The 11,659-nt window shown below is 69.1% G+C and carries 14 protein-coding genes; 1 reads left to right on the top strand and 13 read right to left on the bottom strand.

The genetic code is table 11. The features are described from left to right. The 12 genes from ACYP33_RS29885 to flgB form a co-directional block, all read right to left on the bottom strand. Positions 1-958: hypothetical protein (locus ACYP33_RS29885; protein WP_459624923.1), on the bottom strand; the 958-nt coding region annotated here is incomplete at its 3' end. An 18-nt stretch (positions 959-976) separates the two neighbouring features. After that, complete coding sequence (gene flgL, locus ACYP33_RS29880; protein WP_459624922.1) at positions 977-1,888, bottom strand: flagellar hook-associated protein FlgL; 912 nt, start codon at positions 1,886-1,888, stop codon at positions 977-979. An 11-nt stretch (positions 1,889-1,899) separates the two neighbouring features. Further along, positions 1,900-3,243, bottom strand: a complete 1,344-nt coding sequence (gene flgK, locus ACYP33_RS29875; RefSeq protein ID WP_459624921.1) for a flagellar hook-associated protein FlgK — start codon at positions 3,241-3,243, stop codon at positions 1,900-1,902. Continuing rightward, positions 3,240-3,590 (bottom strand): hypothetical protein, encoded by a 351-nt coding sequence (locus tag ACYP33_RS29870; RefSeq protein ID WP_459624920.1) that lies wholly within the window; start codon positions 3,588-3,590, stop codon positions 3,240-3,242. Before ACYP33_RS29870 ends, flgK begins: the two co-directional genes overlap by 4 nt. Before the next feature lie 94 nt (positions 3,591-3,684). Continuing rightward, entirely contained in the window at positions 3,685-4,791 is a 1,107-nt protein-coding gene (locus ACYP33_RS29865) for a flagellar basal body P-ring protein FlgI (protein WP_414451890.1), read from the bottom strand. Between the two features lie 136 nt (positions 4,792-4,927). After that, entirely contained in the window at positions 4,928-5,617 is a 690-nt protein-coding gene (gene flgH / locus ACYP33_RS29860; protein WP_459624919.1) for a flagellar basal body L-ring protein FlgH, read from the bottom strand. Next, positions 5,617-6,402 (bottom strand): flagellar basal-body rod protein FlgG, encoded by a 786-nt coding sequence (gene flgG, locus ACYP33_RS29855; protein ID WP_414451071.1) that lies wholly within the window; start codon positions 6,400-6,402, stop codon positions 5,617-5,619. Before flgG ends, flgH begins: the two co-directional genes overlap by 1 nt. Positions 6,403-6,417: 15 nt before the next feature. After that, a complete protein-coding gene (locus ACYP33_RS29850) occupies positions 6,418-7,143 on the bottom strand; it encodes a flagellar basal body rod protein FlgF (RefSeq protein WP_459624918.1) in 726 nt (241 codons plus the stop codon). Between the two features lie 4 nt (positions 7,144-7,147). Further along, positions 7,148-8,320 carry a flagellar hook-basal body complex protein gene (locus tag ACYP33_RS29845; RefSeq protein ID WP_459624917.1) on the bottom strand — a complete coding sequence of 391 codons (1,173 nt, stop codon included), beginning with the start codon at positions 8,318-8,320 and terminating at the stop codon, positions 7,148-7,150. Further along, a complete protein-coding gene (locus tag ACYP33_RS29840; protein ID WP_459624916.1) occupies positions 8,317-9,033 on the bottom strand; it encodes a flagellar hook capping FlgD N-terminal domain-containing protein in 717 nt (238 codons plus the stop codon). Before ACYP33_RS29840 ends, ACYP33_RS29845 begins: the two co-directional genes overlap by 4 nt. A gap of 1 nt (position 9,034) precedes the next feature. Next, positions 9,035-9,439, bottom strand: coding sequence for a flagellar basal body rod protein FlgC (gene flgC / locus ACYP33_RS29835; protein ID WP_459624915.1), 405 nt, complete (start codon positions 9,437-9,439; stop codon positions 9,035-9,037). Positions 9,440-9,441: 2 nt separating this feature from the next. Then, on the bottom strand, positions 9,442-9,810 hold the full coding sequence (gene flgB / locus ACYP33_RS29830; RefSeq protein WP_414451066.1) for a flagellar basal body rod protein FlgB: 369 nt from the start codon (positions 9,808-9,810) through the stop codon (positions 9,442-9,444). Between the two features lie 231 nt (positions 9,811-10,041). Here flgB and flgA point away from each other — a divergent pair, with 231 nt between their 5' ends. Beyond that, positions 10,042-10,833, top strand: a complete 792-nt coding sequence (flgA, locus tag ACYP33_RS29825; RefSeq protein WP_459624914.1) for a flagellar basal body P-ring formation chaperone FlgA — start codon at positions 10,042-10,044, stop codon at positions 10,831-10,833. Between the two features lie 77 nt (positions 10,834-10,910). Here the strand turns inward: flgA and ACYP33_RS29820 are convergent. Further along, the coding region (locus ACYP33_RS29820) for a glycoside hydrolase family 73 protein (RefSeq protein WP_459624913.1) at positions 10,911-11,659 on the bottom strand (749 nt) is incomplete at its 5' end.

The raw sequence follows: 11,659 nt of genomic DNA, 5'->3' as shown, positions 1-11,659 counted from the left end.
GCGCACGCTTCACCTCGTCGAGCGTGCGCACCACCTCGCGCAGGGTGGCGTGTCGCGCGGCAGGGCCGTCGACACGCCACGACGCCGGATCGACGCCGGCCGGCAACGCATCGGCCTGCGCGCGGCTCGGGCGGCCACCGGGGAATCGCTTGCCGCCGCCCTGGATCATCATCCGATCGCGCACGGCGGGCCAGTTCGATTCCGGCGTGGTGAACGTCAGGCCGTTCGCGTCGTCACACGCCACGCGAATCCCGACCGGTGCAAGCGCACGATCGAGCCGCCGGGCGATTGCGTCATGGGCGCGTTGTGCAGCGGGCTGCCGGGCGACCTCGGGGCCATTGCCGGCTCGCACTGCAGTGGATAGCGTCGCGCCGCCCGCCACCTCGTCATCGACCAGCCCGTCGCCGGCCAGTGCCTCATCGTCGAACGTCACCGACGCACACGCCTTGCCGAGCCCGTTCGGATGAAACGTCAGCATCTCCGTGCCGCCCGCGCTCAGGGTCTCGGCATCCAGCGCGCGCAACCGGAAGGACTGCCGCGCGTCGCCCGCCGCGTGAAACGCAAGCGACGCATCGAGCGCGCCGCCCGTCACGGCCGGCCGCGCATTCCATTGCGCGCGCACCCGCGCGAGCGAGGCATCGAGCATGCCGTCGGGCAGCGGACGGCCCGCCGCGCTCGCAGCGAGCGTCGCCTTCAGCTCGCCGAGCCGCGTGCGCGCCGTGTCGAGAAACCCGGCCGCGCGCTGCGCGCCGGTCACCGCTACATTGAGTTCGGCCTGACGCGCGACGAAGCCGACCCGCGCCACGCAACCGCGTTCGGCGTGCGTCGCGACCGCGGCAGGCGACGCCGCCTGCGCCGAACGCGCGACCGGTGCCGACGCCGCGCCACGCGCCGCCCGCACGACATCGTCGGAGCGCACCGGCCCGAGGTGTTCGCGCCCGATTCCGGAAGCCTGCACGTTCATCGCCGGCCCGCGTTACAGCACGTCGAACAGCGAAAGCTGCCGCACGCGCGCATAGATCTGATACGAGCCCTTCACCGCCACCAGATAGTTGTTCAGCGCATCGGTCGCTTCGGCGTAATCGAGCCCGCCGACGAGATCCGCCGCCTGGCCGTTCGCGACGAGCATCGCCTCGTGGTTGTCGTCGAGCAGATCGAGCGTGCGCTGCGCCCCGCCGAGCCCCGCGATCCGGTTGCCGGCCGCATCGAAACTCGCGCCCAGCGCGTCGAGTGCGGTGCTCATCGCGGCGCGCGTGGCCGGGTCGCTCGCATTGGCGTCGCTCGCCGCCAGATGCTCGAGCGCGATATCCAGCTGGTTCAGCGTATCGGCGAGATCGTCGACGCCGACATTCGCCGCCTGCGTCATCCCGTTGCCGACCACGACCTGACGCTGCTCGAGATTGCCGCCGAACGCATAGCGCGACCCCGCCGGCGCGGCAGCATCGAAACGGACCGTCTCGTTTGCCGTCAGCGTGCCGGAGAACAGGTACTGTCCTTCGCTGTCCTTGGCATTCGCCGAAGCCACGAGATCGTCGCGCAGCGAACGCAGCGAGCCGGCCAACGCCTGCAGATCGTCCGCCGAGTTCGTGCCGTCCATCGCACGCAGCATCGTCTCGCGTGCGGCACCGAGTTGCGTCTGCATGCTGTCGAGATGCAGCTCGTTCTTCTGCAACTGGCCGTTCAGCGTGCCGATGTTGCGGCGATATTGCGCGAGCATCGCGGAATCGCGTTCGAGCCGCATCAGCCGTACCGCGCCGACGGGATCGTCCGACGCTACGTGAATCCGCTGGCCGCTCGCAAGCCGCGCGGTCAGATCCGCGATCTTCGCGTTCGAGCCGCGCAGCGTGGAAACCATCGAGTTGCCAAAGGACTGACTGGCGATACGCATCGTCGTGCTCCTCAAAAACTGTGGATCGTGGCGTCGAACAGATCGTTCGCCACCGAAATGACCTTCATGTTCGCGTTGTAGATCTGCATGGTTTCGGAGATGTTGACCGCCTCTTCGTCCATGCTGACGCCGCTCACCGACTGCCACGCCTGCTCGGCTTGCGTGCGCAGTTGGTCCGCCGTCGCGAGCGAGGCCTGGTTCTGCCGGCTCTGCGAGCCGAGGCGGCCCACCAGCATCGTGTACACGTCGTTGATCGCGGTCTCGCCGAGGCCCGGCACGTCGATCCGTTCCTGCCGCAGCGCGATCATCGCCAGCAGGTTGCCGCTGTCGCCGGGCGTGGCCGGATCGGAGGAAAAACCCAGCCGGTCGGGCGTCACACCCGCGCGCACGTGCAGCATGCCGCTGGCCGCGTCGATGTCGAACAGCGGCTCGCCGGGCTGGCCGTCGGTGCCGAAGCCGGCCGCGAGCTGCGCGTTCATGCGCTGCGCCAGCTCGCCCGCCAGCGACTTCACGCCGGCCATCTGCGGCATCAACACGTCGTCCACGAACGCGAACAGGCCGCCGAGCGAGCCGCCCGTCGCCTCGCCGTCGAGCGGATAGGTGGTGCCGCCCAGGTCCGCCGCGAGCGAGAACGTGCCGTCGCCGCGGGTGCGCACGTCGAGGGTGGCGACCTGACGCCCGGCCACCAGCGGCGGCCCGGCGGCGAGCGACACATCGACGGTGCCGTCGGGCTGCCGCAGCGTGCGGATATCCGCGAGGCCGGCCAGCGCGTCGAGCGCCTGATCGCGCTGATCGATCAACTCGGACGGCGCATTGCCGCTCGTCTGCCCCTCGGCGATGCGCCGATTCAGGTCGGCGACGGTGCCCGACAGCGCGTTGATCTGCTGCGCCGTCGCGCCGGCCTGCTGGCGCAGCGTGTCGAGCTGGCGGCCCTGGGTTTGCAGCAGGCCGTTGATGCTCTTGGCGTACGCATCCGCCGACATGATCACCTGCTGGCGCAGCGGCGCCGACATCGGCTCGACGCTCGCCTCGTCGAGCGCGGCGAACAGGCCGTCGAGGCCGGACTTCACGCTGCCGTCCTCGAGGCCCATCACCTGTTCGAGCTGATTGAAATACGATTCGCCGGCCGCGTGACGGCCCAGCGCCGAGTGGCTTTGCCACATCTGCTGCGTGCGCGCGTCGTCCGCGAAACGGATCAGCGACTGCACGGTCACGCCGCCGCCGATGCGCGGCGTCAGCAACACGCCCTGGCGCGTATAGCCGGTCGTCATCAGATTCGCGGTATTGCGTGCCGACATGCCCAGCGCCGCCTGCGCGGCGTGCGTGCCGGACAAGCCGATCTGGCTGATTCTCATGATCCCTGCTCCTTGGTCGATGGGTGAACGGGTTCGCTCGGCGTGCCGGCGGCCGGCAGCATCTGCGCGATCAGCGTGTCGGCAATGCCGAACGCGCGCTGCGTCGCGATGCCGTTGGCCACTTCGCGATACGCGTGGTCGAGCAGCGCGCCGGCCGTGTCGTCGCGCTCGCCGTTGGCGGCGCCCAGCGTCGCGGTCGCCTGGCGCATCGCGCCGAGCATCTGCGCGATGAACATGCCCTCGAACTGCACGGCCGCGTGTTCGAGTGCCGCGCGTTCGCGCGCGTCGGCGGCATTGCCGGCGGGCGGCGCCGGCGCACGTAACGGCGACGCCGGTGGCGACGACAATGCCGATTGCGATGCCGCCGGCGCCGGTGCCGCCGCCGGTAACGATCGCGCCAGCGAACGCGTCAAAAGTGGAAAGTCGTTCATCGGCCGGGCCTCAAATCACAACCAGCTCGGCGGACAACGCGCCCGCCTCGGCAAGCGCCTGCAGGATCGCCATCAAGTCGTCCGGCGACGCGCCGGTCGCGTTGATCGTATCGACGATCGCCTGCAGGCTCGTGCCCGATTTCCACTGGAACGCATTGCCGCCCGGCTGCGACACGTTCAGCTCGCTGATGGGCGCGGCCACCGTGTCGCCATCGCCGAACGCGTTCGGCTGGCTGACCGCGGTGCCCTCGGCGATCGTCACCCTGAGCGCGCCGTGCGACACGACGGCCGGCTTGACGGTCACGCCCTGGCTGATCACGACGGTGCCGGTGCGGGAATTCAGCACGACGCGCGGCACCGACCGCCCCTGCTCGACACTGACGGCCGTCAACCGAGCGACGAACGCGACGCGCCCGGTTCCATCCTCCGGCGCATCGACATCGACCGACGTGGCATCCGCGGTGCGCGCGACGTTCGAGCCGATCGCGCGATTGATCGCATCGACGATATTCGACGCGGTCTGGAAATCCGGGCGCTTCAGGTTCAGGCGAATGGTGGGCGTGGCGGCGAAATCGGTGGCGATCTCGCGCTCGATCGTGGCGCCTGCCGGAATCCGGCCGGCGGTCGGCGTGTTGATCGCAATGCTGGAGCCGCTGCGGCCTTGCGCGGCGAGCCCCGGTATCACCAGATTGCCCTGCGCGAGCGCGTAGGTCTCGCCGTCGGCCGCGCGCAGCGGCGTCATCAGCAGCGTGCCGCCGCGCAGGCTCTTCGCATCGCCGAGCGACGACACGGTCACGTCGATCGTCTGCCCCTTGCGATAGCCGGGCGGAAACGTCGCGCTGACCATCACCGCCGCCGCATTGCGCGCGCGCAGGCTCATGCCTTCGGGCAGCCGGGTGCCGAACTGCTTGAGCATGTTCGCGATCGACTGCGTGGTGTATTTCGCCTGCGTGCCGTCGCCGCTGCCGGGCAAGCCCACGACGATGCCGTAGCCGACCAACGCGTTCTCGCGCATGCCCTCGACGCTGACGAGGCTGCCGATCGTCCGCGCGCGGCCAGGCGCGGGCCCGGCGAGCAGCAGCGCGATCGCGAGCAGCACGCCGGTTGCCGCGTGCATGAGCCGGGCAGCGGGCAGCCGGATCGTCCGGCTGGCGGGGAAAGTCATGGGAACTCCGGTCGAGGCGACGGCACGCGTGTGCCGTCGTGCCCGTGCAAGGCGCCAGCGCGGCAGCCGACGATACGCCGGCCGCGCGTCAGAACGGCATCCACGGGCTGTTGAAGAAACGGGTAAGCCAGCCGGGCGCATTCGCATCCGCGAGCGAGCCCCGGCCGGAATAGCGGATACGCGCATTCGCGACACGCTGCGACGACACGCGGTTGTTCGAATCGATGTCCGGCGCGCGCACATAGCCCGACAGCCGCACGGTTTCCTCGCCCTGATTCAGCACGAGACGCTTCTCGCCGCGCACCTGCAGCAGGCCGTTCGGCATGACACGCTGCACGATCACCGTGACCGAGCCGCGCAGCGTGTTCTGCTGCGAGCTGGCACCGGTGCCGTCGAAGCGGCGTTTCGCGCCGGCCTCCGCGTCGATCGGCAGCTCCGCGCCGAACACGCTCGGCTTCGGCAGCGACACGCTGCTGGTCTTGCCGACTTGCGTGCCGCTCTTCTTGCTCGCCTGGGTCGATTCCAGCAGCTCGACCGTCAGCACGTCGCCGGCGCGGAACGCGCGGCTGTCCGAGGTCAGCGACCACCCCTGGGACGACACGAACACGCCGCCCGCCGTACCGCGATCGACCTCCCACGCGGCGTCGGGCATGTCGTCGTCCGGCTCCGGCTGCGGGCCGATGCCGATCGTCGCACACGCGCCGCACGCGAGCGCGAGCGCGCAGACGAGCGCCGCGCGCGAACACGACGGCAGCAACGACCGCAGCAACGCACGCATCAGCGGGCCGCCTGCGACAGGTACTGCATCATGTTGTCCGCGGCGGACAGCACCTTCGTGTTCATTTCATAGGTGCGCTGCGCGGCTATCATCTCGACCATCTCCTCGACGGCCTGCACGTTCGATGCTTCCAGCGCGCCTTGCTTGAGCCGGCCCAGCCCGTCGATGCCCGGCTCGCCTTCGGTCGGCGGCCCGCTCGCGGTGGTTTCGGCGAACAGATTGTCGCCGAGCGCCTGCAGGCCGGCCGGATTGACGAAGTTCGCCACCTGCAACTGCCCCACCTCGGACAGCGCGGCCTCGTTCGCGGTCTGCACCGAGACCACACCGTTCTCGCCGATCGTCACGCCGATCGCCTCCGGCGGGATCGTGATCGCGGGCAGGACCGGCAGCCCTTGGGCATTCGTCAGCCGGCCTTCGTCGTTCAGTCGCAACTGGCCGGCGCGGGTATAGCCCGTCTCGCCGTTCGGCATTTCGATCTGCAGGAAGCCGTTGCCGACGATCGCGACATCGAGCTGCTGGCTGGTGGTCTGCACGTTGCCGTTGGTGAACACCTTCTGCGTGCCGACGAGGCGCGTGCCGTTGCCGATCTGCACGCCGGGGCCGGTCGCGTTATCGGAAACCTGGCTGCCCGGCAGGCGATCCTGCCGATAGAACAGGTCCTCGAACATCGCACGATCGCGCTTGAAGCCCACCGTGTTCACGTTCGCGAGATTGTTCGCGATGGTCTGCAGCTTCGCGTCCTGTGCCTGGATGCCGGTCTTGCTGATCCACAAAGCATGATTCATGTCGTTATCCTGACGTTATGCGCGAACCAGGCGATTGCCGGAATCGGCCATCTCGTCCGCGACCTTGAAAAGCCGCATCTGCATCTCGAACGAGCGCGTCAGCGACATGGTCTGCATCATCTCGTCGATCGCCGAAACGTTGCTGCCCTCCAGATGGCCGCCCTTCACCGTCACCTGATCGTCGGCCGGATACGATGCGCCGGAGCGCGAGATCAGCAGGCCGTTCACGTCCTTGCGCAGATCGGCCGGATCGGGATTCACGAGCTTCAGGCGGCCGACGTCCTGCACCTCGGCGGTGTCGGCGATCTTGGCGGAGATCGTGCCGTCCGCACCGATCGTCAGTTGCTCGTGCTCGGGCACCACGAGCGGGCCACCCTCGCCGAGCACGGCGCGCCCACCGACACGCAACGCGCCCTCACCGTCGAGCGTCAGGCTGCCGGCGCGCAGATAGGCCTCGCCGTCGTCGGTCGCGACCGCCAGATAGCCGGCGCCCTCGATCGCGACATCGAGCACGCGGCCGGTATCGGCAAGCCGCCCCGGCGTGTGATCGACGACCGTCTCCGGCAGATCGGCCGCATGGCGCGAGTCGTAGCCGTAGCCGTCCACCGGCCGGGTCTGCGCGCGTGCGAGATCGGCGCGAAAGCCCGCCGTCTGCACGTTCGCGAGGTTGTTCGCCCGCACTTCGAGCGCACGCAGCGCGTTGCCCGCGCCGGTCATCGTGGTGTAGATCAGGGAATCCATGGCGTCACAGCGTCTGGATCAGCGTGCGCATCATCTCGTTCTCGGTCGACAGCACCTTCGAGTTCGCCTGGTAATCCTGTTGCGCCGACATCAGATGCACGAGCTCGGCCGTCATGTCGACATTCGATTCCTCCAGCCCGCCCACCGCGAGACGCCCGGCGGTGCCGGTGCCCGCCGCGGCGAACAGCGGCTCGCCGGTGTCCGTCGTCGCACGCCACGCCGAGCCTTCGGCCGGCACGAGCCCCTGCTCGTTCGCGAAGGTCGCCAGCGCAAGCTGCCCGGCGATCTGCTTCTGGCCGTTGGTGTACTGCACCTCGATCGAGCCGTTCTCGGTCAGCGTCACGCCGGTGAACGTGCCGGCGGCATAGCCATCCGCACGGTTCTTGGTGGTGGTCTGCGCGCCGCCGAACAGCGTCGTGCCGGTGTAGTCGACATCGAGCGACATCGCCGCCGCGCCATCGGGCGTGCCGAGATCAAGCGCGACGGTGCCGCTCGGCCCGATCAGCGCGCCGTTGGTGTCGAAGCTCAGTTGCGTCGGCGCGCCGACATCGGCGCCGTCCATCGTGTAATGCACTTCCAGCTCGTTGCCCGCGCCCTTCACGAAATACTGCGTGACGCTGTGCTCGCGGCCGAGCGAATCGTGCACCGTCGCCACCGACATGTGGTTGTACGACTTCGGATCGCTCTTGTCGAAGGTCGCGACCGCCGGCGGTTCCCAGTCGGCGGACAGGTTGCCCGCGTAATCGAGCGCGCGGCTCGCCTGCGCGGGAATCGCACCGGTCGGCACCGTCAGGTCGCCGAGCTGGCCGCCACCGCCGCTGTAACCCTGCACGCGGCGCTTCATGAAGTCGACCAGATGGCCGTCCTGATCGGTGCCGAAGATGCCGGCGCGCGAGTACACGGTCGAGCCGTCGGCCTCGCGCGACACGAAGAAGCCGCGCCCCTGGATCGCGACGTCCATGCCGCGGCCGGTCGAGAGGAAATTGCCGCCGATGTCGATCGATTGCGACGTCGAGCCGATCGTCACACCGCCCGGCTGCGCGTTGATGTAGCTGGACGCGAAATTCTCGCGGCCCGACTTGAAGCCGTAGGTGCCGCTGTTCGCGATGTTGTTGCTGATCTGGCCGAGCTGGCCGTTGATCGCGTTGATGCCCGAGAGCGCGATGTTGGAACTCATGAAGCGATGTCCTTTCGAGTGAACGAGGTCGGGCCGGCCAGATCGGGCCGTCCGAGAAAGCGGGTGATATCGGCGGTATCGCGCTCGCCGACGCCGGCGACGCTCAGCACCACACGACCGTCCGCGCCGAGCCGCACGCCCTGCAACACGCCCTTCACCTCGACGCGCGGCGCCTCGCCGGTGTCGGTCGCCACACGCAAGGTGTAGTGGCCCGGCGGCAGCCCATGCTCGGCCGGATCGAACGTGAAACCGACATTGCCCGCCTGCTGCGGGCCGAGCGGGATGGTGTGCTCGACGCCGTCCGCACCGCTCACGCGCAGCGAGACGTCCGCGGCCGACGACGCCAGCGTGAACGCGCCGTCGACCGGCGCGTCGGCCAGCTCGACGGAATCGGTCGCGACCATCACGTCCGAGCCCACCTGCGCGCCGAGCGTGACGACCAGCATGCTTTCCTGCATGGCGGCGTTCGCGGCGCCGAGGCTGGCGAGCGACTGCATCGCCTCGACCTGGCTCATCTGCGCGAACTGCGTGACGAACTGGCCCGGCTCCATCGGCGCGAGTGGGTCCTGGTTGCGGATCTGCGCGACGAGCAGCTGCGTAAACATCTGCGACAGGCCGCCTGCATCATCGGCCGCCCGGGCGGGTGGCGCGGCGCCTTGATCGCCGGCGGCGCGGCCGGTGCCGCGCGTGAAGTCGTTCGGAATGCCGTTCATGTCAGCCCTCGCCCAGCTTCAGCAGATCGTGCTGCATGCTCTTCACGCGGGCCAGCACCTCGGCGTTCGTCGAGAACGCGCGCGATGCGTCCATCATGTCGGTCATCTCCTCGACCGCGCTGACGTTGGTGTCGTACACCATGCCGTTCTCGTCGGCGAGCGGGTTGCCCGGCTCGTGACGCATCGGCAACGGATCGTCGTTCGTCACGACATCGAGCACCTGCACGCGCGCGATGTCGCCGCCCTGCTCGAAGATCGACGCGAACACCGGCTTGCGCGCGCGGTACGCGGTGTCCTCGGTGCCCGTCGTGCCGGCGTTCGCGAGATTGCTCGCGATGGTGTTCAGGCGCACGGTTTGCGCGGCCATCGCCGAGCCGGCGATGCGCGAAATATCCTTGAAGCTCATGGTCAGCCGTTCCCTGTGATCGCAGCGTGCAAGCCCTTCAACTTCAGGTTCAGGAACGTCAGGCTGGCCTGGAAATCCGCGCTGTTCTGCGAGAATTCCGCCTGCTCGACGCCCAGCTCGACCGTGTTGCCGTCCTGCGACGGGCTGCTCGGCATGCGGTAGCGCGCCGTGTCGCCCCCGAATGCAAGCGCGGCGCCGAAGGTGGCGTCCGAGCGCTCGGCCTCGAGCGCCGCGCGAAAATCGAGATCGCGCGCCTGGTAGTGCGGCACGCTCTCGTTCGCGATGTTCGACGCGAGAATCCGCGTGCGCTCCGCCCGCACCTTCAGTGCAGCGGGATGCACGCCGAGCGCGTGGTCCAGATTGAGTCCCATCGTGTCACCCTTCCTGTTGGTAGCGCCCGCCCGCGAACGCGCGCGATGCACGCGACGCGAAGCCGGCGGCCGATCGTCAAATGCAAGCGTAAGGACTCGCCGCGCGGGCGGCGAACAATCTGAATGGTTTCTGAATGCGGCGGCACGTTCGCGAATCGCCCGCGCAGACAGGGCGACGCGCTCCCTATAATGCGAAGCATCGCCACCCCGGCACACGAGCGCATTCGCACCATGACACTTCCCCGTACCGCATCGAGCTGCATGCTGGCCACGGTCATCGCGATGAGTTGCGCGATGCATGGCAGCTTCGCGGCGGCCGCAGCAGACATGGCCACGCACGGCAGCGATGCCGCCAACGCGTCGGTGCACGACGGCAGCAATGAAAACGCCAATGCCGACACCGACGTCGATGCGCAGGTGCTGCGGCAGGCACGCGCGTGGCTCGACAGTTACGTGCAACGACGCGATCTGCGGCATGCCGAGGTGACCGTCGCGCTGCTGCCGAACCACCGTGCCGCGCCCGCCTGCGATCAGCCGTACGAGATCGCGGCTGCCGACGCGAGCCGGCCCGACCGGCTGCGCTTCGCGGTGCGCTGCCCCGGCCAGGCGCGCGCAACCGTCTATCAGGTGCGCGCGACGCTGCGCGCGGACGTGCTCGTCACCACCGCCGCGATCCCCGCCGGCACGCAACTGAGCGCGGCCGACGCGATGCTCGCGTCGCGCGATCTTGCCGGCGCGCCCGATGCCCTGACCGACCCGGCCGCGCTCGCGGGACGCATCAGCCGCCGCGCGCTGAAGGCAGGCCAGATGATTCAGACGCGTGCGCTGAAAGGCGCGGACGCGGTGCGGCGCGGCCAGGCGGTGCGGATCGTCTCGCGCGCCGCCGGCATCGAAGTCAGCACCACAGGTACCGCGTTGCAAAACGGCGCGCAGAGCGACACGATCCGCGTTCGCAACGTGACAACGGGCAAGGTCATTGCGGCACGCATCGTCGCGCCGGATGTCGTCGAACCGGTGCGATGAGCGGGGAAGGCGAGGCGTAGATCAGCCGATCGGTGTGGTGATTCGAGCGGATCGTCGCGCCGGCCGCCGCTCGCGACTTATCGGGCGATCCCGTCGATCTGACGCGCGATGCGGACCAGCTTTTCCTCATAGGCAGGATCGGTCGCATAGCCGCCTCGGCTCAGCGCACGCGCGAACGAGCGTGCGTCATCGCCAGCGCCGACCACGCCCGCATAACGCGACGAGCCGGCCAGCATCCCCGCGTAGTCGCGGAACGCGCTCGCGTAATCCGGATACGCACGGAACCGGCCGGTGGTCTTCACGTCATGGCCGTTCACGTGTTCGGTCGTGATCGCGTCGCTCGACGCGCCCTGCCAGCCCCCCGTCGCCTTGATGCCGAACAGGTTGTGCGTAGTCGCACCGGTGGCCGTGGTCAGCGGTTTGCTGCCCCATCCGGATTCGAGCGCCGCATGGGCCGCGACCAGCCGCGGCGACGTGCCGAGCGCTTTCGCCGCATCGGCCGCGAACGGCATGATCTCGTCGAGAAACGCTTGACGCTGCGCATCCAGCGAACCCGCGAGCGCAAGCCCGGTCAGCCGGGCCTCGCCCGCGCGGATGCCGCCCGGCATCGCCGCCTCGGCCGATGCGCGATCGGCACGGCTGCGCGCGAACGCGACGGCCGCCGCTGCCACGCCGGAATCGACCTCGGACGAAGCCGGCGAGCCGAAGCCGTTCGCGAGCGTGCCTTCGATGTCCCGCGTCAGTGATGAGAACACCGACGCAAAACCACTGCTTGCCTGCTCGCCCGCCGATGAAGTCGATGCCGGCGAGCCGGATGGTGCCGGCG

This window comes from Burkholderia sp. 3C, from assembly GCF_054589155.1.
This window is presented reverse-complemented; position numbering and strand designations above follow the sequence as displayed.

Bases quoted from the DNA above. Each gene is read 5' to 3' on its own strand.
- flgL (WP_459624922.1), bottom strand. From the start codon at position 1,888: ATGCGTATCGCCAGTCAGTCCTTTGGCAACTCGATGGTTTCCACGCTG.
- flgK (WP_459624921.1), bottom strand. From the start codon at position 3,243: ATGAGAATCAGCCAGATCGGCTTGTCCGGCACGCACGCCGCGCAGGCG.
- ACYP33_RS29865 (WP_414451890.1), bottom strand. From the start codon at position 4,791: ATGCACGCGGCAACCGGCGTGCTGCTCGCGATCGCGCTGCTGCTCGCC.
- flgH (WP_459624919.1), bottom strand. From the start codon at position 5,617: ATGCGTGCGTTGCTGCGGTCGTTGCTGCCGTCGTGTTCGCGCGCGGCG.
- flgG (WP_414451071.1), bottom strand. From the start codon at position 6,402: ATGAATCATGCTTTGTGGATCAGCAAGACCGGCATCCAGGCACAGGAC.
- ACYP33_RS29850 (WP_459624918.1), bottom strand. From the start codon at position 7,143: ATGGATTCCCTGATCTACACCACGATGACCGGCGCGGGCAACGCGCTG.
- ACYP33_RS29845 (WP_459624917.1), bottom strand. From the start codon at position 8,320: ATGAGTTCCAACATCGCGCTCTCGGGCATCAACGCGATCAACGGCCAG.
- ACYP33_RS29840 (WP_459624916.1), bottom strand. From the start codon at position 9,033: ATGAACGGCATTCCGAACGACTTCACGCGCGGCACCGGCCGCGCCGCC.
- flgC (WP_459624915.1), bottom strand. From the start codon at position 9,439: ATGAGCTTCAAGGATATTTCGCGCATCGCCGGCTCGGCGATGGCCGCG.
- flgB (WP_414451066.1), bottom strand. From the start codon at position 9,810: ATGGGACTCAATCTGGACCACGCGCTCGGCGTGCATCCCGCTGCACTG.
- flgA (WP_459624914.1), top strand. From the start codon at position 10,042: ATGACACTTCCCCGTACCGCATCGAGCTGCATGCTGGCCACGGTCATC.